Annotated in this window: 25 protein-coding genes and 1 tRNA gene; 14 read left to right on the top strand and 12 right to left on the bottom strand. The window is 51.1% G+C overall.

What is annotated here, in order from left to right; translation table 11 throughout:
• Nucleotides 1-3: 3 nt before the first annotated feature.
• Nucleotides 4-879, bottom strand: a complete 876-nt coding sequence (locus ABLV12_RS17320) for a LysR substrate-binding domain-containing protein (protein ID WP_064396921.1) — start codon at nt 877-879, stop codon at nt 4-6.
• 137 nt (nt 880-1,016) lie between these two features.
• Between ABLV12_RS17320 and ABLV12_RS17315 the strand changes: the two genes are divergently transcribed.
• The 3 genes from ABLV12_RS17315 (at nt 1,017) to ABLV12_RS17305 (ending at nt 4,558) form a co-directional block, all read left to right on the top strand.
• Nucleotides 1,017-1,559: a hypothetical protein gene (locus ABLV12_RS17315; protein ID WP_032727901.1), complete on the top strand. Its 543-nt coding sequence runs from the start codon at nt 1,017-1,019 to the stop codon at nt 1,557-1,559.
• A 9-nt stretch (nt 1,560-1,568) separates the two neighbouring features.
• Nucleotides 1,569-2,396 carry an MBL fold metallo-hydrolase gene (locus tag ABLV12_RS17310; RefSeq protein WP_064396925.1) on the top strand — a complete coding sequence of 276 codons (828 nt, stop codon included), beginning with the start codon at nt 1,569-1,571 and terminating at the stop codon, nt 2,394-2,396.
• Between the two features lie 185 nt (nt 2,397-2,581).
• The gene (locus ABLV12_RS17305) at nt 2,582-4,558 is read left to right on the top strand and encodes a glycoside hydrolase family 28 protein (RefSeq protein ID WP_160885750.1); all 1,977 of its coding nucleotides are present in this window, start codon (nt 2,582-2,584) and stop codon (nt 4,556-4,558) included.
• 66 nt (nt 4,559-4,624) lie between these two features.
• Here ABLV12_RS17305 and ABLV12_RS17300 read toward each other — a convergent pair whose 3' ends face one another.
• A complete protein-coding gene (locus tag ABLV12_RS17300; protein WP_004099834.1) occupies nt 4,625-5,116 on the bottom strand; it encodes a hypothetical protein in 492 nt (163 codons plus the stop codon).
• Nucleotides 5,109-5,882, bottom strand: coding sequence for a helix-turn-helix domain-containing protein (locus ABLV12_RS17295; protein ID WP_004099833.1), 774 nt, complete (start codon nt 5,880-5,882; stop codon nt 5,109-5,111). Before ABLV12_RS17295 ends, ABLV12_RS17300 begins: the two co-directional genes overlap by 8 nt.
• A 639-nt stretch (nt 5,883-6,521) precedes the next feature.
• Here ABLV12_RS17295 and ABLV12_RS17290 point away from each other — a divergent pair.
• Nucleotides 6,522-6,842 (top strand): hypothetical protein, encoded by a 321-nt coding sequence (locus tag ABLV12_RS17290; RefSeq protein ID WP_004099830.1) that lies wholly within the window; start codon nt 6,522-6,524, stop codon nt 6,840-6,842.
• A 363-nt stretch (nt 6,843-7,205) separates the two neighbouring features.
• Here ABLV12_RS17290 and ABLV12_RS17285 read toward each other — a convergent pair whose 3' ends face one another.
• From ABLV12_RS17285 to ABLV12_RS17275, 3 genes are read right to left on the bottom strand one after another with little or no spacing between them, the layout of a single operon-like run.
• On the bottom strand, nt 7,206-7,919 hold the full coding sequence (locus tag ABLV12_RS17285) for an MgtC/SapB family protein (protein WP_004111083.1): 714 nt from the start codon (nt 7,917-7,919) through the stop codon (nt 7,206-7,208).
• Nucleotides 7,920-7,950: 31 nt separating this feature from the next.
• A complete protein-coding gene (locus ABLV12_RS17280) occupies nt 7,951-9,186 on the bottom strand; it encodes an MFS transporter (RefSeq protein ID WP_348867185.1) in 1,236 nt (411 codons plus the stop codon).
• A 12-nt stretch (nt 9,187-9,198) separates the two neighbouring features.
• Nucleotides 9,199-10,023 (bottom strand): MBL fold metallo-hydrolase, encoded by an 825-nt coding sequence (locus ABLV12_RS17275; RefSeq protein ID WP_023320474.1) that lies wholly within the window; start codon nt 10,021-10,023, stop codon nt 9,199-9,201.
• 333 nt (nt 10,024-10,356) lie between these two features.
• Here ABLV12_RS17275 and ABLV12_RS17270 point away from each other — a divergent pair, with 333 nt between their 5' ends.
• Together ABLV12_RS17270 and ABLV12_RS17265 are read left to right on the top strand one after the other, a co-directional pair.
• The gene (locus tag ABLV12_RS17270; RefSeq protein ID WP_064396933.1) at nt 10,357-12,531 is read left to right on the top strand and encodes an extracellular solute-binding protein; all 2,175 of its coding nucleotides are present in this window, start codon (nt 10,357-10,359) and stop codon (nt 12,529-12,531) included.
• Between the two features lie 282 nt (nt 12,532-12,813).
• A complete protein-coding gene (locus ABLV12_RS17265) occupies nt 12,814-13,500 on the top strand; it encodes a Crp/Fnr family transcriptional regulator (RefSeq protein ID WP_348867184.1) in 687 nt (228 codons plus the stop codon).
• Nucleotides 13,501-13,532: 32 nt separating this feature from the next.
• Here ABLV12_RS17265 and ABLV12_RS17260 read toward each other — a convergent pair whose 3' ends face one another.
• The 3 genes from ABLV12_RS17260 to deoD form a co-directional block, all read right to left on the bottom strand.
• Complete coding sequence (locus ABLV12_RS17260) at nt 13,533-14,354, bottom strand: outer membrane protein OmpK (protein ID WP_004099814.1); 822 nt, start codon at nt 14,352-14,354, stop codon at nt 13,533-13,535.
• A gap of 84 nt (nt 14,355-14,438) precedes the next feature.
• Complete coding sequence (gene tsgA, locus ABLV12_RS17255; protein WP_004099812.1) at nt 14,439-15,602, bottom strand: MFS transporter TsgA; 1,164 nt, start codon at nt 15,600-15,602, stop codon at nt 14,439-14,441.
• A 35-nt stretch (nt 15,603-15,637) separates the two neighbouring features.
• Entirely contained in the window at nt 15,638-16,345 is a 708-nt protein-coding gene (deoD, locus tag ABLV12_RS17250) for a purine-nucleoside phosphorylase (RefSeq protein WP_016808742.1), read from the bottom strand.
• 547 nt (nt 16,346-16,892) lie between these two features.
• Here deoD and ABLV12_RS17245 point away from each other — a divergent pair.
• A complete protein-coding gene (locus tag ABLV12_RS17245) occupies nt 16,893-17,024 on the top strand; it encodes a hypothetical protein (protein WP_257020572.1) in 132 nt (43 codons plus the stop codon).
• 347 nt (nt 17,025-17,371) lie between these two features.
• Here the strand turns inward: ABLV12_RS17245 and ABLV12_RS17240 are convergent, their stop codons facing one another.
• On the bottom strand, nt 17,372-18,055 hold the full coding sequence (locus tag ABLV12_RS17240) for a hypothetical protein (RefSeq protein ID WP_004099802.1): 684 nt from the start codon (nt 18,053-18,055) through the stop codon (nt 17,372-17,374).
• Nucleotides 18,056-18,289: 234 nt separating this feature from the next.
• Nucleotides 18,290-18,366: transfer RNA gene (locus ABLV12_RS17235), tRNA-Arg, on the bottom strand.
• 342 nt (nt 18,367-18,708) lie between these two features.
• On the opposite strand from ABLV12_RS17235, the gene folD reads away from it, so the two are divergent.
• Nucleotides 18,709-19,575, top strand: a complete 867-nt coding sequence (folD, locus tag ABLV12_RS17230) for a bifunctional methylenetetrahydrofolate dehydrogenase/methenyltetrahydrofolate cyclohydrolase FolD (protein WP_004099791.1) — start codon at nt 18,709-18,711, stop codon at nt 19,573-19,575.
• Between the two features lies 1 nt (nt 19,576).
• The gene (gene ybcJ, locus ABLV12_RS17225; RefSeq protein WP_004099787.1) at nt 19,577-19,789 is read left to right on the top strand and encodes a ribosome-associated protein YbcJ; all 213 of its coding nucleotides are present in this window, start codon (nt 19,577-19,579) and stop codon (nt 19,787-19,789) included.
• 280 nt (nt 19,790-20,069) lie between these two features.
• Here ybcJ and cysS read toward each other — a convergent pair whose 3' ends face one another.
• Nucleotides 20,070-21,455, bottom strand: a complete 1,386-nt coding sequence (gene cysS / locus ABLV12_RS17220; RefSeq protein WP_049591192.1) for a cysteine--tRNA ligase — start codon at nt 21,453-21,455, stop codon at nt 20,070-20,072.
• 173 nt (nt 21,456-21,628) lie between these two features.
• On the opposite strand from cysS, the gene ppiB reads away from it, so the two are divergent.
• The 5 genes from ppiB (at nt 21,629) to purK (ending at nt 24,954) form a co-directional block, all read left to right on the top strand.
• Nucleotides 21,629-22,123, top strand: coding sequence for a peptidylprolyl isomerase B (gene ppiB, locus ABLV12_RS17215; protein WP_004099775.1), 495 nt, complete (start codon nt 21,629-21,631; stop codon nt 22,121-22,123).
• A gap of 3 nt (nt 22,124-22,126) precedes the next feature.
• On the top strand, nt 22,127-22,849 hold the full coding sequence (lpxH, locus tag ABLV12_RS17210; protein WP_004099773.1) for a UDP-2,3-diacylglucosamine diphosphatase: 723 nt from the start codon (nt 22,127-22,129) through the stop codon (nt 22,847-22,849).
• A 105-nt stretch (nt 22,850-22,954) separates the two neighbouring features.
• Entirely contained in the window at nt 22,955-23,284 is a 330-nt protein-coding gene (locus ABLV12_RS17205; RefSeq protein WP_004099771.1) for a hypothetical protein, read from the top strand.
• Between the two features lie 96 nt (nt 23,285-23,380).
• Nucleotides 23,381-23,890 carry a 5-(carboxyamino)imidazole ribonucleotide mutase gene (gene purE / locus ABLV12_RS17200; protein ID WP_024273859.1) on the top strand — a complete coding sequence of 170 codons (510 nt, stop codon included), beginning with the start codon at nt 23,381-23,383 and terminating at the stop codon, nt 23,888-23,890.
• On the top strand, nt 23,887-24,954 hold the full coding sequence (gene purK / locus ABLV12_RS17195) for a 5-(carboxyamino)imidazole ribonucleotide synthase (protein WP_348867183.1): 1,068 nt from the start codon (nt 23,887-23,889) through the stop codon (nt 24,952-24,954). The genes purE and purK overlap by 4 nt, the downstream gene beginning before the upstream one ends.
• Nucleotides 24,955-25,180 lie beyond the last annotated feature (226 nt).

Here is a 25,180-nt window from a genome sequence, read left to right as displayed (position 1 = left end):
GCCTTATTGCGCCAGTAGCCACTGTTCAAACGCCTGTAGCGCCGATTCATTGATCCCGGGCTCCAGCGGTTTAACCAGACAAAAGCGCTTGCTCAGGCTGCGAGCCAAAGGCCAGGGCGCAACCAGCAACCCGTTTTCAAGCTCTTTTTCAACGTACACGTGCGGTACCAGCGCAACGCCCTGCCCGGCCAGCGCGGCGGCTATTGCCATCTCATGCAGATCGTAGCGCACGCCCCGCGCCGGATGATCCAGCGCGATCCCACACTCTTCAGCATAGCGCGGCCAGGCGTCGGGGTTTTGCCGTCGGTGAATGCGCGGTAACAGGTTCAACTGGCTCAAGGCTTCGCCTCCCGTGAACAACGCAGAATGGCATACCGGCACCAGCCGCTCCTCAAACAGAAATTGCCGGCGCATTCCGGCCCATGCGGGATGCTCAAAGTGCACCGCCGCATCAAAACCACTGCCGGTAAGAATAAACGGCTCGGTTCTGACCGCGATGTTCAGCATGATGTCCGGGTAGCGGCGATGAAAATCCCCCAGACGGGGAATCAGCCAACGGCTGGCAAAGGTCGGGGGGGAGGCGATTTCCAGGCTTCGGCTGCCGTCCGCGACGCCCATCAGATACTGAGCGTCGCGTTCCAGCCGCTCCAGCGTCTCGCGCACATGGTGCGCATAGCGCGCGCCGTTAGGATTCAGCCGCACCCGGCTTCCCGTCCGTTCAAACAGTTTGCAGTTCAGCAGCGATTCCAGGCGGGCGATTTGCCGACTTATCGCCCCTTCGGTAAGCGACAGCTCTTCCGCCGCGCGGGCAAAATTACCGTGCCTGGCGGCGGCCTCAAAGGCCTGCAGAGAGGCGCTGCTGGGGAGTTTTTTTCGCATACGGGTATCCGGTTTACGCGGTACATTGATGACAAAAGGTCATTGAAGGATGAAATAATATCGTTTCAGGCCGCTCAGTGCAGCACGTAGGATGATTAAACGTCAATATCACCCTTCAATCATGCAGAGGCTTGCCCATGCTATATATCGTTGAGTGCAGTTACGCCGATCCGGAAAGCGAAGCCAGCTGGAATACGTTTTACAGCCAGCACAAGCTGCCGGCGCTGGTTTCCGTCGGCGGTTTCCGCGCCTCGCAGCGCTTTCGCGCCCTTTCCTCCCGCAGCCCGCTCTATCTGGCGATTCATACCATTACCGATGCAGCCGTTATCGCCAGCGAAGAGTATCGGCTTAAAGGCGGCGGCAACTTTTCGCGCTGGCAGGCGCATATTTGCGACTGGCGCCGCAACCTGTATCGGTACGACGGTGTATTTCCGCAGGTCTCACAGGATGAGGTTCTGCTACTCAGCCCGGCGCCGCTGGACTTCATTGACGCAGAACTGGGGTATCCGCCGACCATACTGCACGCTGCCGGGCTGGATAACAATCCGCCGCAGCGCGTGGCCTACATTCTGCCGCGTCGGGAGGCCAGGCTGCTTGCGGGACAGGAAAAATACCGCCTCTACGAGACCATGGGCGCTCAGCTGCTCAGCTCCCTTGATAATCAACCTGATGCACGTTAAGAGGCCATAATGCGCAATCCCGCTTTTATCTCCCGCCAGATTGGCGACTTTCAGGTGATGGCCCTTAGCGACGGCAGTATGGCCGCCAGCCTGACGCTGCTTTCCGGTATCAATAGCGATGATGCTCTGGAAATCCAGCGCCATGCCGGCATCATTGCGCCGGATGATATCGACATTAATGCCTATCTTATTCGCGGCCAGGGAAGGACGATTCTGGTCGATGCAGGTACAGGAGGCGGCACGCTTGCCGCGAGTTTGCAAGCGGCGGGGGTTGGAGCAGAAGAGATCGATACCGTACTACTGACCCACGGCCACCCGGATCACATTGGCGGCCTGTTGGATGCTCACGGCGCGCCATGCTTTCCCAACGCCCGTCTTCATCTGCATCCTCTGGAAGCGGAGTACTGGCAGGATGACGGTATGTTGAATCGGGCAAATGAGCGGGGACAGCGCAACTTCGCCCTCGCCCGCCGAACCCTGGGCGCGTGGGCCCACCGCCTCAGCTTTCTCGATGAGAGAGAGGTCGTCCCGGGTATCCGCCCGCTTTGGCTACCCGGACACACGCCGGGCCATTGCGGGTTTCGCATCGACTCAGCTCCGCAAAGCCTGCTGATTTGGGGGGATATTGTCCATTTTCCGCATGTTCAGACCGCCCGGCCCGCCGCTGCCATCGCTTTTGATAGCGACCCCGCGCAGGCCAGAGCGACGCGGGAATCGCTCCTCGCCCGGGCCGCAAGCGAAAACCTGCTCGTCGCCGGTATGCATCTTGGCGGCTCGGGATTTGCACATGTGCTACCGACCTCCAGCGGCTATCGTCTCGATTATGCCGCGCAGTAACAGGAAATCTGGCCAGCGAGGTTTACTTCTGGCCGAGTTTCTCTTATCCAACCCACATTTGTTTAGCACCTGCTGAAAGATTGAGCTGACTCGCGTTTATTTTCCAAAGCAAATATAAAATAACATTTCACTATAAATGAATTATTGTTTTGTTTTCCCATGAGATATGACATTAAGGAAAATATATGCGCAATACCTTTCGACCTTCACGCCCTATGCTGGCGCTGACTATCGCCCTGGCCGGACTCGCAGGCGGCTGTAATGACAGCGGCGTAAGCCGCGATAACCCGGCGGAAGCGCCCGCCTCCGCGCCGCAGAACGTCATGGTTCCCGTCCTGTCTGCTGATGAAAATAGCCTGGTGCTGGTTTGGGAAAAGCCGGAATCAGAGACGCAGCAGGTGGTGGACTACGCGATTTACCGCCAGGGCGAGCGGCTGGGTCTGGCGCGCGAAAATCAAAACCATTTTTCACCGGCCAAACCCTATATTGATAACTTCTATCAGCGGATTGCCAGCGATGGCTGGCAGCAGCCAATCGATTTGCGTACCTTTACGGTCACTCACCTGCAGCCGGATACGGAATATGCCTTTACGGTGCGCGCGGTCTACGCCGATGGCCAGGAATCTCCGGACAGCGCGGTGGTTAAAGCGCAAACCCGCAAAACGCCGCACGTCATCGAAGCCAGAACCTTTGGTGCAAAGGGTGATGGCACTACGCTGAATACCCAGGCGCTGCAGCAGGCGATCGATAACTGTACGGTCTCGCACTATCCTCAGGGCTGCAAGGTGCTGATTTCCGGCGGCATATTCAAGAGCGGCGCGCTGTTCCTGCACAGCGATATGACCCTGGAGATTGCGGCTGACGCCACCCTGCTGGGTTCAGACGATCCGGCCCAGTATCCGCTGGAAAAAGGCTATTACCTCTATCCCTACAGCGATCATCCGCAGCCCCGTCGCCCGCCATCATTAATTAACGTGCTGGAAGCGGACGATAAGGGCGAGTCTCCGGCCGGGACGTTTCGCAATATTCGCATCGTCGGTCAAGGTACGATTGACGGCAACGGCTGGACCCGGGGCGTCAAAAGCGGCGGCGAGGCCACAATTATCGATGAAATGGGCAATGAACTGCCGCAGTACCGGGCCAGTAATGCCAATAAAGTTGGCGCAGACGGTATTCTGGCAAAGCATCAGACCGAAACGGCTATTGCGGAAGGCATCGAAAGCAATAGCGCCTATAAAAATCGCCGCTCCAGCCTGATGACTCTGCGCGGCGTGCAGAACCTCTATCTTGCCGGGCTGACAATCCGCAACCCCGCGTTCCACGGGGTAATGGCGCTGGAGTCAAAAAATATCACGCTCAATGGCCTGGTTCACCAGACCTTTGACGGCAATAACGCCGACGGCGTGGAGTTCGGCAATAGCCAGAATGCGCTGGTTTTCAACAACTTCTTTGATACCGGGGATGATTGCGTCAATTTCGCCGCCGGGTTTGGTAAAGGCGCGGAAACTTTTCATCAACAGCCGCAAAGCGGGGCGTGGATCTTTAATAACTATTTCCGTAAAGGCCACGGCGCCGTGGTGACCGGTAGCCATACCGGAGCATGGATCGAAAAAGTTCGCGCCGAGGATAACGTCATGTATATGACCGATGTCGGCCTGCGCATGAAAAGCCGCCCTTACTACGGCGGTGGCGTAAGGGATGTGCTGTTCCGCCATAATGCGATGAAAGATATCGCCAAAGAGCCGTTCGTTTTTACTATCAAATACAGCGCCGACGTGAATGATACGACCCCTGCCGACGAGCCCGCTCAGTTCCGCGACGTTCAGGTGCAGGACGTCACCGTCGATGGTACTTCGGCTAAGCACAGCATCCTGATTGACGGCATGACGGTAGCCGAAATGTCAGAATCATTTGGACTGACCTATTCTCGCGATGCCTACCACCAGAATCTGCGTTTTTCCAACGTCAGTTTCCGTAACACCAAAGCGACCAGTATCTCCTTCCTGCGCGACAGCCAGTTTGATGAGGTAACGTTCGCTAATACACCGCAGGCCTGGGCGTTTTTCGCCGTCAATGACGTGACGCTCGCTGATAGCCTGCATCAGCAGAGCATCACCCGGGGAGAAAAGGACAAACTTATCCTTGAGGGGGCAATAAAGTAATGGCGTTGCCGGCGGCGTCAGTCGCCGGGTTTTATCAGCGCTTCTGCCTCGACAGAGATCTGTCGCTCAGTGATCCAAAGTAAAGACGCAGGTCATAACCGGCGTATTCAGCGTTCCCCAGACTATATAATCCCGATTTTTAGCAAAGATAAAAATGGGTGATTTCCCGGATAAGCCCATGATATCATAAAGTGGCATTACAAGATCATCAGGAACATCTCCATATTTATTAGTATCTTGTTTACCTGGCAATAATTTATACCGGCCCTCACCCACCGCCATGTAGTCAAAGTTGATGTCCTGTGACAGATAGTAAGTCTCATCGCCATCGACTATTTTTCCGGACAAGGAAACATAACCAGTGTTATTATTCATATCAAATAAAACATGACCATCAAATGTATATGAATCATTTAAGGATGATATATTATAGTATACATTGGCCTCACATGTTTTCATTTTGCTTTTCTTACTGAATAAGCACAACACATAAATAATCAGAACAATGATAGCGCAGCCTAATAAACCGCAGGAACGGTAGAGCACGTTGTTAGTCATGCTGCCTCCATTGACTTACATAAACGTTATTACAATAAATTATTTTCTTATTTACACTATCCATAGGGCAAAAAGATGAAAATATCCCCCCAGACTTACCCTGCAAAACGTTTCTTTGTGCATATATTATCAACCTGGCTGGACTGCTTTGGCAATGTTCAAGTAACCCAGGATGGTGCCTAACCAAAATATTAAGTAATTTTTCCTGCATACTTTCAGGGATCTGAACATAAGATCTTATTTGACACTTACCGATTTCTTCCAGGTTATTTGAACTCTTAGCCAGAATCGATGTTGCGGCCACTTCATACCTGGCAAAAAAAACAATAATCAAACTGGCTATCAAAGCTACCACGCCTCCGTGTTTTAGGTAACGAAATCGTTGCTGACGTAATTTTTCTGAAGGTAGTCCTTCCTGGCTTGCGTCATCATACCGTTTGACCTTGATGTCTTTCGAGAGATAAAAACCAACGCCGGGGCTTGTCAATATAATATTATCTTTTCTTATCAGGAATGATAATTTCTTTCTGAGGATACTAATATATTGGTTTAAAGATGAATTTGATGCCTCGTGTCCACGGGATTCCCAGACTTGCTCTAAGAAACTTTGTCGAGAAACGACCTTCCCATGTGACGCCATCAGTATAGCCAGAATATGGTTAGCCGTTTTGGTTAACTGGTGTTTCTCCGTTACACCGATATCAATATAAATAAGCTCACCAGACTCAGCGTTATAAAACAATTTGCTTTCAATTAAGTACTTCATATGTTATCTGCATCCTGTGAATAGCAGGGTATGCTGATAAAAGGCAAGGAGCTATTGGGCCCTACAGCATCCCGGAGAAAGTGAAGTATTGTCAACACGTTGTGCCAGCTTTTTAGAGGCTTATAGCTCATCAGTGGAGCCCTGATGTTCGCTCTTCGACACCCGCTCATCCCTGCTAACGGCGCATACATCACAAAACTACTCTTTAGCAGTAAACCAATAGTAACAACAAAAACATAATAAATGTTATCACCATTTTTTATTTAATTGGATTCTGTGTGCCGTTTCAAATTCTTTGCGCCAAATGAAACAACAACCAATACTTTTGAATGAACTAGAAATAATCTATAACAAAAAATTACATCATGCATTAATTAACCATGCCCGATACCTATTAAATTTATTTAAAAAAACTTTAAATCTCGCACAAAAATCGCTTTTAAAGTTAAAACAATGGTTATAAGAAAATGATAATTAATTTCTTACGCCTGATATGTTTATAATTATTGATTAGTAAATCTTCCATTGCAGTAATCCTTGCCTCCTTATATATTTTAAAAAGTAGTTTCCTGGCACTCAAAGCGAATAATATGTAGATTTTAATTTAATGATTAAACAATAAGTAATAAGAGGCATATCATGTACAGCTATCGTTGGGCCAAATTTCTGGTTGCTGGCGCAAAATATAATGACAGTCATTTCCTGCTGGTAGAGTTTTATATTCATCACGAACTCGATGGCGTCATTAAACCAGGCATTTGCAGAAACAGACAATGGGTATTAAGCCAATTAGTTAATGGTTCTACTTTATTTACTTTAAATCAAAACAATAATAAATGGGAAAAGAAGGATAGAATAATTCTCAACCAAGTTGCTGGTAGATATTATATTAGGACGAATCCCTCTCCTCATCCCGGCGATGATATAGGCTATCATTTTACTCAAGGCTGTATGATATAAATGAAAAACTTGTTTTATCAACTACAGGTATAATGACAATGTGGAAAATATGTTCGATTCTGGATATTATTCGCAGTAGCAATGAGACACCATTGATAATAATTGTTAACGACAGTATGCATCTCCGACTTATCAGACCCTCTCTCTCATGTGAGCAAATCAGGAAGATAAGCATCGAACAACTTGAGGAGATCATCATCAGAGAATTGTAACGTACTGGGCTGACGCTAAATTAGCGCATTAATCATTTTAATTCCTCATTTTCACTATCATTACGCTTACCAATACACCCGATATCGGGTGTATTGGTACCGCCAACGTGAAAGAGAACCAGCGGCCACATAATTTACATTTTTATACTAATCAATGTTCAAGGGCAAGCGCGCAGACATGATCAACATGAGACAGATCGTGGTATAAGTCAGGTAAGGTCATTTTCTGGCGAATAACCATTTTCAAATTAACCTCAATCTTTCCCTTTTTAAGGTCTCTAATCGTAATATTTTCGATAATATTTTTTTGCTGATGGATACGGCTTATCAGCTTTTCAAGGGCCCCTCGTTCATCAAGCACCACCCGTACTTTCACTTTTCCGGGGAACTGATTTTTAGTTTGCAGGAATATAATGAACGGGCTTAATTTTATCGCCAATAAGAACAAACCCGTGGCGAAAAAAGCATGAAAATAAAAACCGGCGCCGCAGGTAATTCCAACCCCGGCTGATGCCCAGACAATGGCCGCCGTCGTCAGGCCTGAAATAGCATCGTCGTGTCGATGCAGAATCACTCCCGCCCCAAGAAAACCGACGCCGCTGATAATCTGGGCCGCCAGGCGCATCGGATCGCTACGAATGTTCGTCGAAATTTCAGCATAGTATTCCGCCGACTGTATTGAAACGATGGTTAACACACAGCTGGCGACAGACAAAATGACGCAGGTTTTGAATCCGACAGGTTTCCCTTTCGATTCTCTTTCCAGGCCAATGATGCCTCCCAGAATAAACGCAATGCTGATTTTGACGATGGTCAATAACGGAAACCATCCGTGATCGACGATCGTGGCGGCCAGATTATTCATATCATTACCTTAATGAAAGATCCGTTATCAATCAGGAGTTCGCTTTCTTCAATGCGAGATCCGTTTTGCGTTTTGACAAATCGTCGCGGAAGAAAATCAGGAAGAAGACGCTCACTACCGCGGCGACACCGGCTGAAACTAACCAGAATGTTTCCCATTGCGGTAACGCTTCCGGCCCTTGCTCTGTCACGGTACTGTTAAAAATCTGCCCGCAAACGGTAGAAGCAAACAGCAGCCCGACGCCGTTAGAGACGATAAACCTCAAGCTTTGCGCCTGCGCTTTGATCTCTGGCGCGGCTTTGCGGTCAACATAAATATCGCCGACGGTAAAGAAAAAGTCCCAGCAGAATCCCTGTAACATCAGGCCGATCAGCACAAACATCATGTTGGCATCCAGCGAGGCATGAGCAAACAACAGCGTGCGGATGATCCAGCAAACGGCCCCCAGCATCAGCGTGATTTTAAAGCCGGCTTTTAGTAAGAAGAACGATAGCAGGAACATGAAAATCACTTCGCAGGCAATCCCGATCTGCATCATTGATGCGGCATTATCTAACCCCAGCGCTTTCAAAAAGACCGGAATATAGGCGGAATATGCGGTTTTGGGGATCATTAAGACAAAGATACTCAGCATCAGCACGCTGAAGCTACGATCTTTGAAGAGTGCCAGAGCATCGAGACATAACAGATCGCGCAGCGCGAAAGCGTTTCCTTTTGCTTTTGGCGGCGTATTCGGCAATGTGAAGCAATATAAGCCCAGGACGACGCCGGAAGCTGCCGCAATATACCAGGTAACTGTGTTGCCGGAATAGCCCATTTCACCAATGATAAAGCCGATTGCCATAAAGCCGAAGGTGCCAAAAACGCGGATGAATGGGAAATATTTAACCCCATTGATATGGCTGAAACTGATACTGTTAGCCAGCGCCGTTGTCGGATAAAACAGCAGACCGACCAGGAAAATCATGGTCAGCGTCATGCCGGTATTTTGCGCTTCAATAAATTGCGGAACAAACAGCAGCACGCCAGCATTGACTAAGTGCAGGATCGCCATGACCTTTTGTGATGCAAAGAAGCGATCGGCCACCATACCAATAAATAACGGTGAAATAATCGTCGCTAATCCGAGCAAGGCATAGGATGAGCCGATTATGGTCGCCATTCCATAGGTACTTAATACCAGCCCCATGGTCATATTCCAGGCGCCCTGCATAAAGTACTGTATGAACATCATAATTAACAGGCGTGGTGTTTTATTAAGGTCCATATTGCATATCCTTTATTGGTTAATGCTCAGGTTAAGCCCGTCCCAGGCGACAAGAATGTTCTCTTTATCGCATGCTGCTACTAGCTCATCGTGCAGGAGACCGCCGCTGTGTGAAATATGCGAGACGATAAGTTGACTTGTTTTCTTCAGGCAGCCCAGTTCCGCCAGTCTGTCTCTGGCAGCGAACACCGTTTCCAGACTCATATGGTTATTAGTACGATTTTCTCCATTAAAGCCGTAGGTACACTCCAGAACGGCCAGATCGATTTTTTTCCCTTCCAACCACTGCCAGGTGAGCTCAGGAAACCAGCCAGAGTCATGACCGTAAAATATTGACTGGCCCTCTTTTTCGATAAACCAGGTATAGCAAAGCTCCCATTTAGCATGGTTAGCCAGCAGCGGGGTTATCCGATAACCACGGGTTTCTACGGTGACGAAGGGCACCAGGCAATGAAAGGCAAAGCGCTCTGCGCTATAGCCCGGCAAAACCTCTGCCGCACCGTTAATCGCACGATCGTTACCAAAGATATTCAGCGGATGGGTAATCTCAAATCCGTAACCCTCCATTCGGCTGAAAAGATCGCCGACGTTGAAATGATCGGGATGAGTATGGGTAAACAGAAGCGACCTGATTTCAGTTGCGTCCATGCCGTCGCGCAGCAGCTGCTGGCTAAATTCCGGCGCGACGTCAATCAACAGTTGATCATCAATAATCGCGGAAGAGTGTGTACGAATGTCTTTTCCCTTACGTATACGGGCTTGCTGACAGTGCTCGCAGCGGCAAAACGGGTTAGGTATCCCTTCAGACGCTGCCGTTCCCAGAAAATGGATCTTCATGATTTCCTCTTATCACTAACAGGTTGCTGTTTTTATCATCAGAAATGTAATCAAACGTAATTGGAACGTGTCAATTATGATTCTGCCATTTAACAGGAACAACGATCTTTTTTCCCAGAAGTGATCCCCTTCAAAAACTTATTTTATTTATCTTAAATTTCAACAAATTGTCATTTTTACTACATCGTTACTCGTCTCAAGCCGGAAAAGATTAATATTTTTAATGTCTATAAATCACACAAAATAATTTTGTAACGTTCAAATACCACCGGCAACGATAGTTTTCAGCGGTATGCCGTGCTAGCATCAACGCATGAGGGTAAGGATTAAAATATGCCAACAATCAAAGACATAGCAAAGATAGCCGGTGTGTCACACGGCACTGTCTCGAACGTACTTAATGGCAGAGGAAATGTCAGCGTTGAGAAGATTGAAGCGGTTCAACGAGCGGCTAAGGAAGTGGGCTATCAGTTAAATGCGCAGGCGCAATCGTTAAGAGCCAGTAAAAGCCAGGGGGTGGCGCTGCTGCTGCCAGACATTAATGCGGAGCAGTATTACCAGCTTTACCGGGGCTTACATCAGGTCTGTCAGCCATCATTAAGCGAACCGCTGGATCTTTACCTGACCAACGATCTGCCCAACCTGGAACTGGAGATTCTGCAAACGCTGGCGGCAAAATCTTACCAGACCATTGTTACCGTCAGCTGCCTGAGCAATAGCCAACCTTATTATGAAATGCTCAAGCTGCCCGCGGAACAGATCCTTTTTGCCTACCGGCAACCTGCCGGAGCTGACAACTATTTCAGCCTCGATTACGTCACTGCGGGTGAACACCTTGCGAGAAGAGCGCTCGCACAGCGGCCGGGCCATATCGGTATCTTCTGCGAACCCCTTGAATATGCTCATAGCGCATGTTTTATTCAGGCGATACAGGAGACCTGCCGGACAGTCAGTCCGCAGACTAAGCTCACCGTTTTATCCTCGCAGGCGGGCGAGTCTAACACCGTAGCGTTTGATTTTTTCCGCGGCGTTGCCCCCGATATTTTCATCACTCAGGATAGTGATAAAACGCGAGCCGTGACGCAGGCAGCCTGGTTTGGTAGCGCGCAGTCCTGTCCACCGATACTGCAGTTGAGTGATAATCTTCCGGCAGCCTTCGACGGCGTCACAAACTACCAGATGGACTATGGTCGCCTGGGTACCGCCATCGCTTCCCATATTCGCCAGCCTAAAAAACAGGTAACGCATCGAATTCTGACAAATAGCGGATTTTCATTAGATGGCCAATCCGTCCAGCCGCCTGAGACCGAGGCGACGCTGAATATGTTAATTTTGCCCAGCCCCTCAACCGATGCGCTGAAAAAACTGTTACCTCACTTTTATCGTCAGACCGGTATCAAGGTAAATCTTGCGGTTTATCCTTATGATGAAGTGTTTGAAATTCTTTCCCATCTTCATCTGCATCCCTATTACGATCTCCTGCGCATCGATATGGCCTGTTTTCCCTGGTTTGCAGAAAAAGCGTTATTGCCGCTGGAGTCGATTTCCCCTGCGCTGCCGCAGCTGCTGACTCATTTTTCTGACCAGATTCGACAGCACTTCAGCATGGTGAATGGCACCGCGTGGGCCATCCCCTTTGATGCCAGTATGCAGCTCCTGTTTTACCGACGCGATCTCTTTGAAGATGCGACGATAAAACGGATGTTCTACGAAACGACGGGAAAAGAGTTAACGCTACCCGAAAACTTTGCGCAATTTGATGAGTTAGCGGCTTTCTTCAGTCGCCAGCATCAGCCGGATAACAGACTGCGCCCGATGGGCACGGCGGTGACCTTAGGCAGCTCAGGGCTTATCGCCACGGAATATCTGCTGCGTTACTACGCGCTCGGCGGACGTCTGGTTCGCGAAGGCGAACCGGTTCAACTGGAGACTTCGCTTGCCGCTACGGCGCTTGAACAGTACCTGCAACAGCTCTCCGTCGCCGTGAATCTCTCAGGAGAATGGTGGAGTGACGCCGTTAAGCAGTTTGAGCGCGGCAACCTCGCCATGTTGATCATGTATCTCAATTTGTTCAATGACGTCGCGCATAGCCCTATCGCCCCCACTATCGGCTATGCTTCAGTCCCGGGACAGCTTCCACAGTTGGGAGGGGGATCCATTGGGATGTCCCGCTACAGCAAAAAGAAAAAACAGGTTGAGCAGTTCTTCCACTGGCTTTATTCCGATGAAATTGCGCGTCATCTGGTTCTGCTCGGAGGAAACTGCGCCTGGTCAGGGGTTTGTCACGATCAGAACGTCCTTAACCTCTATCCATGGTTTAATTTATTGAATGAAAAGGGCATGATCGGGATAAGAGAGTCGCAGGATACGCAGGGTAAGCCCTTCAACCTGCGCCAGGCAGAAATTATTATCGGCCAGGGCGTGACGAACGCGATAAATGGGATTATGGATGTCTCTCAGGCCGTGGAATACATTAACAGGCGAATAAAAAATGAAACCGGCGCCTGAGGCCAGGAAAACGAGCGTGCCATTCACCGTTTTTCTTCAGGCGTGCCCCGGTGTCCTGGCAAAATGCTGTTTTAGCTGCGGCTGCGCCCGAGACGAAGCGCAACCGCATGGATAGCGTGTCAATCCACTTCCAGGATGCTCTCTCTGCAGCGCAGGCGCGACATCCAGTTATTGATATTTTTTAACACGGCGATTGAGTAGAATGCGCCATTAACGTCATGTCATCAGCCTCTACTAATATCATTCAAAAGCAGGGATTCGCTTCTTTACAGATAGCAAAATATGCAGCTTAAACCACTCACCAAAGGTCGTTTTCATAGCATTTGGCAACAGGATGATGCATTTATCGAGAGAACGTTTCGCGAGCTACTCTCAGATAAGCAGCTTATTGCCGAAAATGAGCATCTTTATCATCAGGGCCAGGTTGTTGACCGCTTAATCATGGTCGAATCGGGCAGAATATCTCTGCGTTACAGCGCGGAAAACGGCCGTCGCTTCCAGCTGGGTGCAATGGAATGCGATGAGCAACTCTTTGGTGAAATGGAGTTTTTCACAGGCTATCGCTGTCAGCTGGATATCGTAGCAGAGGAACCACTTACCGTTGCGGTATGCAGCTGCGAGCGGCTCGAAGAAGCATTGAATCAACATCCTAAACTGGCGATATTTTTTGCCAGCGCCATGGCGGTAGACTACCAGGATATGCTGGAAATCTTCTTGCATCGCATGCTCTACCCCATCGTTCATAATGTTGCCTATGACCTCTACCGGCAGCACCTGAACAAACAGCCAATGGATGGATTCAGTAAGAATTATCAGGAAGCGGAAAGATTCGGCACCACCGACCGCGTTTATCGCCGCGCGGTTAAAGCGCTGATTGATGCCGGACTGGTAGTACGAACTATACAAGGCATTGCAATTCAGGATCTTGATGGGTTGCGGAAGTTTCTCGGCAACGATATTGCTGAATGACGCGCCGGAGACGGCGCGCCATTCATATCCAATTAAAACTTCCAGGTGAGACTAAAGTAGTGCCCAAGCCCGGTTGTACGGCCTGCGCCGCCGTGGTTTTGCATCAACGCCATATTGCGGAAATATTTCAAGCCGTAACCTACGGCATAATTTTCCGTATGCCAGTAGATACCGTTATACCATTCAATCGCATTGTTACTGTAAAGCGACCGATCGCTATTTTTATTCGCCGCAAACTGATAATCGAAATACCCCTGGTAATTTAAATAGCTACCATTGGCAAACTGGTAAAAGGGGGTTGACCAGTTCGTGGAGAACATATATCCGTCCCACTTGCCTTCGTTTTCGGCGCCATAGTTTTCCCGTACATAGTGAGCATAGACGTTCATCCCTACCATCCCGAACCACGGGACTTTCACATCCGTACCAAGCCCTATATAGTGCTCAAATAATTCGCGATCGCCAATGTTATTGACCGTTGCGATATAAAACTCGTTGAATGGGCCGACGGATAAATCTTTGTTGAAAATGGCATCCAGTGAAAAACGCGGCGATATCTTAGCAAAAAAGTTATCTCCGCCATGGCGATCGTCATGTTTACTGTCAAAGATGTCAAAAATATCAACATAGCCGTAAAGATCGACAATACCCGAGCGCGCGCCAAACTCAAGTTCAAGATAGGTATCGTTGCGAATTCCGTATGGGACTTTAGCATCCACGCTCTGCATAAGATTCATTTGCATCCAGCTAAAGTCATTCTTTCTGATATTGCCGTCACGATAGTCAGCTGCTATTGCCTGAGAACAGCCAACGCTAATTATCATTGCTAATAATGTTTTTTTGGCATTAAACATATTCCATTCCTTTGATAAAACCTGAGCCTTATTGCTCCTGCAATGGAGCAATTCCGCAAAGTTAAACTGAAAAGAGAGATGGTTTTATTGTACTACTTTACGTTTTAATTTAAGGGTAGCCACCAGCATGACAAAAATAATGAAATATAAAACAGGTATCGCATACATGATTTTCTGCAGTCCCATCGTTTTTTCCATTAACGCGCTGATCGCCGGGCTAAACATGGCGCCCGCGCTTCCGCTAATTAATATATAAGATACATTTTGACTGCTGGCGCGTTTAACAAAGGATACGCCATAGGCAATAAACGAGTTGTAAAGCGCTGCACATACAAAGCCATAGCTGTAAGCCAGGTAATCTAAGCCAGAAAGCGTTTCTTTAGTGACGATAATCGTCGTAATGACGCAGGCCAGTAAAATAATGCTCAACAAAAAATAGTGTATCTTCACCCGGGCGACAATACCGGTTGAAACTAATGCCCCCACCAGCGCGGCTCCCCAATATTGAGTAATGATGTTTCCAGCCTCTTCAAAGGGAATGCCAAATTTGTTTTTCACAAACAGCGGCGCCCATGTCAGGAAGGTATAAAGCGCCAGCATGCCAAGAAACAGGCCAATCCCGCCGCTGATAATTCCAGGGTTCCATTCGGATTTTACCGCGTCTGAGGGGCCCGAAGAGGGCGCTGCTTCACAGGCATTGAAGCGGGTCAGGGCCACAATCCCCAGCGTGACAAGCGCCACCATACCGACGCTCAGGTAACTGTAGCTCCATGACATGTTGTGCGTCAGGGCAAAGGTGGTGATCAGCGGGAAGATCACGCCCGCAACGTTGAAGGTGGCATCCTGGACCACCAGCATCGTGCTCTGGATACGGTCCTGCCAAACGGAAACCACGATGGTACCCGCTACGCACAGGCCAATGCCGCCGCAGAGCCCCACCAGGGTCATCGCCACCATAACAGACCACAGTTCACTGCTTACATGCATCGCCAGCGCGCAAAGGAAAACCACGGAGTAGATCATCAGCGTCATGCGTTTTACGCCGATTTTTTCAATAAGGAAAAATGCCGCTATCGTCCCTGCCAGGGCTCCTCCGTTGAGTAAAGAGAAAATAGACGCAACCGCGTTGATATCCGCATTATAATGCTCTGCAATGGGCTCAATCAGCATGCCAAACTGGCTGGCAAACCCCGCCATAATAAAGTTCGCCAGAAAGCTAATTAGGGTAAGTGAGAGTTTATTTTTCATATAAAACACCCCTGCTGGTGTCAATTGAACAAGAGCTAAGCTGTAATCGCCGTATTCAGAGCCAGCTCGATCATATTATTGAAAGTTAACTGCCGCTCTTCAGCCGTGGTCTCTTCTCCGGTGAGGCAATGATCGGAGACCGTTAAAATGGCAAGAGCTTCAATTGCAAACTGATGAGCTAAGGCATAAAGACCGGCAACTTCCATATCAATCCCCAGCACTCCAAACTTCTCCAGCGCAGGGATCAGATTTTCATCCGGGTCGTAATAGAGATCGCCGCTAAAGACGTTGCCAACTTTTATATCAATGCCACTTTTTTGCGCAATCAACCATGCCTGATGCAACAGTTTAAAATCAGCGGATGTCGCCATTGAATAACCTGAACTGCGTTTCAGGTTGGTGATAGAATCTGTCCCGGCGGCAACAGCCAATATAATGTCACGCATTTTAACATGCTGCTGAGTCGCCCCCAGGCTGCCTACGCGAATGATTCTCTTAACGCCAAAGTCATTAACCAGTTCATGGGCATAAAGCGTCATTGATGGTATTCCCATTCCATGTCCCATCACCGATACAGGCTGCCCGAAATAATAACCTGTGTATCCCAGCATATTGCGAACGTTCGTCACTTCCCGATAGTCCAGCAGATAATTTTCAGCGATAAATTTAGCGCGCAAGGGATCGCCAGGCATAATAACAGTTGAAGCAAAATCGCCGGATTTGGCATTAATATGTGCAGTCATAACAGCTCCAGAATTTTATTAGTGAAGATATGCTGAAAGTGTATCCTGCGGTAAGTCAGGTACGGAGGACAAAAGTCCTGCTCAAACGATCGGCTTCTCATTTTTGAGAGTTATTCTTTTAAGCGGCACGAATACCCGGCTTTACAAATAATAAAAAGACGCATCCGCATATTCGGAAAAGACAGCTCCTTTTGCTACATAGATCCGGGGACGTTCTGAAACGATTGTTATTCTCGATACGAAGCCCCCCTTCTACTCGCTTGAGATTTACGCCAGGGAATAATGAAGCGTGGCCCACAGCGCTATAATAACGTCCGGATGCAGAATAATAATAAGATGAAAGCCCCGGCTTTTCTGCCAGGGCTTTGTCAGCACTCTGCGTCCTTAAGGAAAAAAACCGGACTCAGTAATAGTACACGTAGGGCCTGGAGCGATGAGGAAATAAGATCCCGTCAGGATCGCCTCCTTTCATGATTCGCCGGAGCGCTACGAACTCCTTCGCCCGACGGGGTCTGGTCATAAACATACGCGTCCAGGTCGACGGGCAATGACAAGTGTTAAAGTCGGGCCAAAGCCAGGAAGCGCGATGACGATGGTGCATCATCTTTCCTTCGAACCCTGGATAGCCAACATGGCAATGTGGTTTGGGTTTACCGTTACGATCGCGGTCTCTTCGTGAATTAAAAACAGACATTAAAGGTTCCTGCTATGGATAGTTACCTCATATGTCCTCCTTATATTTTGCCTGCGCGCGCTGCTCCTGTATGCCTGGTCCATACCAGTCACGCTTGTGCCCACACATCCAACAGGAACAACAACATGGAGTGGTATAGTGGCGCCCCTGATCTTTTGGACTGCCGTTACGCACAGCGTTGTCGTTTCGCCGTTTATGCCTCATGCGACGCATGTGATGGCGTCGTTCCGCACGGGTTCTTGCCATGGTTCTTCCTCATATTGAGCGCGGTCATCAACCGCGTGGATATGAAGAAAGTCCTTTTGGCGTTCAATGGGGCCATATTGACTCGCTCAGGATGCCTCGTTAAGCGGTTTGCAGTAGATATTGTCAATGTAGTGGACAAGGGCAGGCACGTCAGAAAACCAGTTTTGTTCTCCGCGAGCGAGAAAATCAGCAATAGCGCTTTCAATTACACTCCGACTGAGCACTTCAGCGTCAACCACCATTTTCAAGCCGATTCCTGCTGCGTAGCCCGGCAATATGCGGTAACCGCAATAAACTGGCGGTGGATTAGTACGCGCAATTTCTCGCGCACGTTTATCGGCAAAATCACTTATGGATAATCCCTCAAGCTGCGAGTCATTCCGTTGAGGCTTTCGTCCCCATGTATAGCTAATCGTTTTTCCATCGCGATTAATATCTGGTATGAAATCGAGATGCATTGCCTGACGCTGGCTGGCAGCGTCAAGCCGCAATAGCGCCTCATTGAAAGCAGCCTCTTCTATCTCATCGCTAAAAGCCACATTCGCCGTGATGATCTCCGCATTCCAGAAAACGGCTGGGTCACGACCGAGAAAAACTATATCGCTCCAGGTCCAGCCCCCGCTGGCAACTGCCGCATCATGTTCGCATTCGTCATAGAAGACGCCGCCCCAGACAGCACGCTCTTTGTAGATAAGATTTTTGATTTTGAGAGTCGCGCTCCGACGTTTACGGCGCGAAAGTGAGGTGAAGAGAACATGATTGCGGGCCATGGGTATCTCTGCGAATTGTCGCTGGGAGAAATCCAGCCGCACAGAATACAGGGGAGAGATTTAAAGTAAAAGATTTTTGTGCTGGTCAAAACAACGTAGTGTTCCGCCAGCAGATAGGGCTGAATAATGGCTAAGCAGGCAGAATAATAAACGACCTTATCGCACTGAAATCAGCCAACCTACTGAATTTAAGGCATAAAAAAAGACGTAGAATAACGTCTGTTTACTGCAAAATGGTACGCCCTACAGGGTTCGAACCTGTGACCTACGGCTTAGAAGGCCGTTGCTCTATCCAGCTGAGCTAAGGGCGCATTGAGAAGCGGGAGCTTCGTGATGTGCAATCGCCGGAATTATACGGTCCACGCCTGATGAGTCAATGTATTTTGCCGCGAAACTGCGGTTGTCTGCGCAACCTGCCTGGTTTAGCTGCGAAAGGAGTATAAAGTTTATTCAACCTTATGTTTATGCACGGTAACTTTGCTTTCGACTCCATGCGCTTTTTGGCTCCGCTCGCGGCAGGATTATGCAGGGATTGCAGCGGTCGCCTTACCAAAGCAAGATAAAATCTTAAACGAAGACTGACAGCGAGGCTGGCTTCTGACAAAATATCGCCATCCCCCTTTCGTAAAGATACAGATGGAATCCTCTCTCTGATGGCAGCAAAAATTATTGACGGTAAAACGATTGCGCAGCAGGTACGCTCTGAGGTTGCGGAAAAAGTGAAGGCTCGCGTGGCGGCCGGATTTCGAGCACCAGGCCTGGCCGTCGTGCTGGTCGGCAGCAACCCGGCATCGCAGATTTATGTCGGCAGCAAGCGCAAAGCGTGTGAAGAGGTAGGCTTCGTCTCCCGCTCGTACGATCTCCCGGAAACCACCAGCGAAGCAGAGCTGCTGGAACTTATCGACACCCTGAATGCGGATAGCGCTATCGACGGCATCCTGGTTCAGCTGCCGCTGCCCGCCGGCATTGATAATGTCAAAGTGCTGGAGCGCATTTCGCCGGACAAAGACGTTGACGGTTTCCACCCGTATAACGTTGGCCGCCTGTGCCAGCGCGCCCCGCGCCTGCGTCCATGCACGCCGCGCGGGATCGTCACGCTGCTCGAGCGTTACAACATTGATACCTACGGCCTGAACGCGGTGGTCATTGGCGCCTCCAACATCGTCGGACGCCCGATGAGCATGGAGCTGCTGCTGGCAGGCTGTACTACCACCGTAACCCACCGTTTTACCAAAAACCTGCGTCATCACGTTGAAAACGCCGATCTGCTGATTGTGGCTGTAGGTAAACCGGGCTTTATTCCGGGCGAGTGGATTAAAGAAGGCGCGATCGTGATCGATGTCGGGATTAACCGCCTGGAAAGCGGCAAAGTGGTTGGCGATGTCGTTTATGAAGATGCCGCCGCGCGCGCGTCGTACATTACGCCGGTTCCCGGCGGCGTCGGCCCGATGACCGTAGCCACGCTCATTCAGAACACGCTGCAGGCGTGTGAAGAGTATCACGATATTCAGGAGGCCTGAGATGGCGAATTTTTCTTTAGGCAAACACCCGCACGTTGAACTGTGCGATCTGCTGAAGCTGGAAGGCTGGAGCGAAAGCGGCGCGCAGGCTAAAATCGCTATCGCCGACGGTCTGGTCAAAGTCGACGGTGCGGTGGAAACCCGTAAACGCTGTAAAATCGTCGCCGGTCAGACGGTCAGCTTTGAAGGTCAGAGCGTTACCGTTACCGAGTAACACGTTCAGGCGCCGCAACCGGCGCCTGTCCCCCCACCCCGACAGATGGTCTCTCGTTTTCCTGCACTTCAGTCAGCGCCGCCATCTTCCGATACCACGTCCTTTGTAGCACAGCCGGTCCCCTGGCTGCCTCCGGCAACCTGCACTTCCGCCTGCGACGAACGCTTCAGCCGCTGGTTAGGAGCGTGCGAAGGCGAAATCAGAACCGCGCTTCGTTTCTTAGCCTGAGTCAGGGCAAAAAAATGCCGGGGATGGCCCCGGCTAAAAAGAGAGAATGAGACTACTTACGGCGCCAGGTGGTACCCTGCGGGCCATCTTCCAGCACGATGCCCATCTCATTGAGACGGTCACGAGCGGCATCCGCCGCCGCCCAATCTTTCGCTTTACGCGCGTCCAGACGTTGCTGAATCAAAGACTCGATTTCCGCCACTTCCCCGTCGTCCGCCTGCGCGCCGCTCTGCAGGAAGGCATCCGGCTCCTGTTCGAGCAGACCGAGCACCGCAGAGAGCTTACGCATATGCGCCGCCATCGCGTTGGCCGCGGCGGCATCTTCGGTTTTCAGGCGGTTAACCTCACGCGCCATATCAAACAGCACGGAATAAGCCTCCGGAGTATTAAAATCGTCGTCCATCGCTTCAATGAAGCGCGCTTCAAACGCTTCGCCGCCGGCCGGCTCTGCGGTTTTATCGGTTCCGCGCAGCGCGGTATACAGACGCTCCAGCGCGGAACGCGCCTGTTTTAAGTTCTCTTCGCTGTAGTTCAGCTGACTGCGATAGTGGCCGGACATCAGGAAGTAGCGAATGGTTTCCGCGTCATAGAACTTCAGGACGTCGCGCACGGTAAAGAAGTTGCCCAGCGATTTTGACATCTTCTCGCGGTCAACCATCACCATCCCGGAGTGCATCCAGTAGTTCACGTACTCGCCGTCGTGGGCGCAGGTGGACTGGGCGATTTCGTTTTCATGGTGCGGGAACATCAGATCCGAACCACCGCCGTGAATATCAAAATGGTTGCCCAGCTGTTTGCAGTTCATCGCTGAACACTCAATGTGCCAGCCTGGACGGCCCGCGCCCCACGGCGACGGCCAGCTTGGCTCTCCCTCTTTCGACATCTTCCACAGCACAAAGTCCATTGGATTATGCTTGACGTCAACGACATCAACGCGCGCGCCGGCCTGCAGCTGGTCGAGATCCTGACGCGACAGCTGGCCATAGTTCGGATCGGTCGGCACATCGAACATGACGTCGCCGTTGTCGGCAACATACGCGTGGCCTTTAGCGATCAGCTGCTCGGTAATCTCAATAATTTCCGCAATGTGATGAGTCGCTCGCGGCTCCATATCCGGGCGCAGGATATTCAGCGCGTCGAAGTCTTTGTGCATCTCGGCAATCATGCGGTCCACCAGCGCAACAAAGCTCTCGCCGTTTTCATTGGCACGCTTGATGATTTTGTCGTCAATGTCGGTGATGTTGCGCACATACTTTAGCTTGTAGCCTAAAAAACGCAGATAGCGCGCAACCACGTCGAAGGAGACGAAGGTACGGCCATGGCCGATGTGACAGAGGTCGTAAACGGTAATACCACACACGTACATGCCAACTTCCCCGGCATGGATAGGTTTAAATTCTTCTTTTTGGCGCGTCAGTGTATTAAAAATTTTTAACATCGAAGATTCCGTGTAGACGTGTGTGGATATAAGTCGCGTATTCTAACCTTAATTCAACCCCGAAGCAGCACACATTGCAAGGTGATCCAACCTCGCGGTTATGCTATAACAGCCCCCTATATCTCACCCGACACCGGGTGCAGGCACCACAATCATCGGAACAGGATGCAAAAATGGTTACTTTCCACACCAATCATGGCGATATCGTAATCAAGACGTTTGACGACAAAGCGCCGGAAACAGTTAAAAACTTCCTGGACTACTGTCGTGAAGGTTTCTACGACAACACCATTTTCCACCGTGTCATCAACGGTTTTATGATTCAGGGCGGCGGTTTTGAGCCGGGCATGAATCAGAAAACCACCAAATCTCCTATTCAGAACGAAGCTAACAACGGTCTGAAAAACACCCGCGGCACCCTGGCAATGGCCCGTACTCAGGCGCCTCACTCCGCCACCGCGCAGTTCTTCATCAACGTCGCCGATAACGACTTCCTGAACTTCTCCGGCGAAAGCCTGCAGGGTTGGGGCTACTGCGTATTCGCAGAAGTCGTTGAGGGTATGGACGTGGTCGACAAAATCAAAGCGGTCGCCACCGGCCGCAGCGGCATGCATCAGGATGTGCCGAAAGAAGATGTTGTGATCAAAAGCGTCACCGTCAGCGAATAATTCGTGGCGACACTTTTTATTGCGGATTTACATCTGCAAACGGAAGAACCGGCGATTACCGCCGGTTTTCTGCGCTTTTTACAGGGGGAAGCCCGCAAAGCGGACGCCCTGTATATCCTCGGCGACCTGTTTGAAGCCTGGATCGGCGATGACGATCCCAACCCGCTGCATCGGCAAATTGCTTCAGCGCTGAAAGCGCTGGCCGATTCCGGCGTCCCCTGCTACTTCCTTCACGGCAACCGCGATTTTCTCGTCGGTCAGCGCTTTGCCCGCGAAAGCGCCATGACCCTGCTGCCGGAAGAGAAGCTTCTCGACCTCTACGGGCGCAAAGTGCTGATTATGCACGGCGACACCCTCTGCACCGACGATGCCGGCTATCTGGCGTTTCGCGCGAAAGTGCACAATCCCTGGATCCAACGCCTGTTTCTGGCCCTGCCGCTGTTTATCCGCCGCCGTATCGCTGCCAGAATGCGCGCCGACAGCAAAGCGGCCAACAGCAGCAAGTCGATGGAAATTATGGATGTGAATCCACAGGCGGTCGTTGACGTTATGGAAAAACATCACGTTCAATGGCTAATTCACGGGCATACGCACCGTCCTGCCGTCCATCCGCTAGAAGCCAACGGTCAATCCGCATATCGCGTGGTTCTGGGCGCATGGCATCACGAAGGCTCCATGGTCAAAGTGACGGCCGAAAAGGTCGAACTGATTCAGTTCCCCTTCTGAGTTCCAGCAAGCACTATTCCGAAAAAGCACTTCAGGCAGCAGAATGGCTGTCCTGACGTTTAACCCCAGGTTAATTTTCCAGCAAACCACACTCAAGGAACGAGCATGCAAAAATGGAGTCAGCCCCTAATCTGGGGCATGGTTATCGCCGTCATCGGCCCGATTACCGCCAGCTATTTTGGCCTGGTGTTTATCTACTTCGGTTCGCTGACCGTGCTGGGAATCGCAGCGCTACTTTGGATCCTCTATTTTTACGCGATTTATCTGCTTTGTACGCGGCCGCACGATGAGCGCTTTGTGCAAATCTACATGCTGGTCATGAGCATTCTTATGCTGCCCTGGGGAGTGGTGCTGGTTTTTACCTTTTTTGCCAGCGCGACCACCGCCCATAACCGGCGCGTTGCCCCCAGTCACGACGAGACAAAAGAGGGCTAGCCATGCGCACGCAACCGTTTTCCTTGCCGGGAGTTCATGCTATTCTCTGTGGCCTCTAAAGCAGTGTGCAACACACCCACAGGAGTTTTAAGACGCATGTCTTCCCGCAATAATTCGGCGCGTATCGCCATCGTGATGGGGTCCAAAAGCGACTGGGCTACCATGCAGTTTACCGCAGAAATCCTTGATGCCCTGAACGTTCCGTACCATGTCGAAGTGGTCTCCGCCCACCGCACCCCCGATAAACTGTTCAGCTTCGCCGAAGGCGCGCAAGGCAATGGTTTTCAGGTGATTATTGCCGGTGCGGGCGGCGCGGCGCATCTGCCGGGCATGATTGCGGCGAAAACGCTGGTGCCGGTGTTGGGCGTGCCGGTGCAGAGCGCAGCGCTGAGCGGCGTAGACAGCCTCTACTCCATCGTTCAGATGCCGCGCGGTATCCCGGTTGGTACGCTGGCTATCGGTAAAGCCGGCGCCGCCAACGCCGCCCTGCTGGCGGCGCAGATCCTCGCCCAGCACGATGCGGAACTGCACCAGCGCCTCAGCGCCTGGCGCCAGGCGCAAACCGATGAAGTGCTGGATAACCCGGATCCGCGGGGTGCGGCATGAAACAAGTTTGCGTTCTCGGTAACGGCCAGCTAGGCCGAATGCTGCGCCAGGCTGGCGAACCGCTGGGTATTGCGGTCTGGCCGGTCGGTCTCGAAGCTGACCCGGAAGCGGTGCCGGTACAGCAAAGCGTGATTACCGCAGAGATTGAACGCTGGCCGGAAACGGCGCTGACCCGCGAGCTGGCGCGTCATTCCGCCTTCGTCAACCGCGACGTTTTTCCGGTTATCGCCGACCGTCTGACGCAAAAGCAGCTGTTCGATAAGCTGGAGCTCGCTACCGCGCCGTGGCAGCTTCTGGCGGAGAAAAGCGAGTGGCCGGCGGTATTCGCCCGTCTCGGCGAGCTGGCTATCGTTAAGCGCCGCGTCGGCGGCTATGATGGCCGCGGTCAGTGGCGTTTGCGGGAAAATGAAACCGCGCAGCTGCCGGATGATAACTACGGCGAGTGTATCGTTGAGCAGGGAATTAACTTCTCCGCCGAAGTGTCGCTGATCGGCGCACGCGCCCGGGACGGCAGCACGGTCTTCTATCCGCTGACCCGCAACCTGCATCAGGACGGTATTTTACGCGCCAGCGTCGCCTTTCCGCAGGCCAACGCCCGCCAGCAGGAGCAGGCCGAACAGATGCTGTCGGCGATCATGAATGAGCTGGGCTACGTTGGCGTGATGGCGATGGAGTGTTTTGTCACCGCTGATGGTCTGCTGATTAACGAACTGGCGCCGCGCGTGCACAATAGCGGCCACTGGACGCAGAACGGCGCGTCCATCAGCCAGTTTGAGCTTCATCTGCGGGCGATTACCGATCTGCCGCTGCCGCCGCCGGTGGTCAACAGCCCGTCGGTGATGATCAACCTGATCGGTACCGATCTCAACTATGACTGGCTGAAGCTACCGCTGGTGCATCTGCACTGGTACGACAAAGAGGTGCGTCCGGGACGTAAAGTCGGCCACCTGAACCTGACCGACAGCGATACCGATCGCCTGAGCGCGACGCTGGAAGCGCTGAAGCCGCTGCTGCCGCCGGAATACGCCAGCGGTGTATTCTGGGCGCAGGCGCAGCTGGCGTAATCCAGCTCTCCACAGTCCCGGAGGCGGTGCTGCGCACCTGCCCGGGCTACCTCTCTGGCATAATCCTTCGCCTGAATCCCGGCTTGCGGCGCGCTGCGCCTTAGCCGGGCTACCAGACCAACCATCATTTGCCCCTTAGCCATTCAACCAAATCCGCAAACTGCACGAACATGTAGCCCGATGTGATGGACACCTCCCCCTTACGGCATCAAAGTGCCAGACTGAG

The organism is Klebsiella sp. CN_Kp100 (genome assembly GCF_040065315.1).
Classification (GTDB): Bacteria; Pseudomonadota; Gammaproteobacteria; order Enterobacterales; family Enterobacteriaceae; genus Klebsiella; species Klebsiella oxytoca.
The sequence above is the reverse complement of the archived record's forward strand: the minus strand, read 5'-3'. Positions and strand labels throughout refer to the sequence as shown.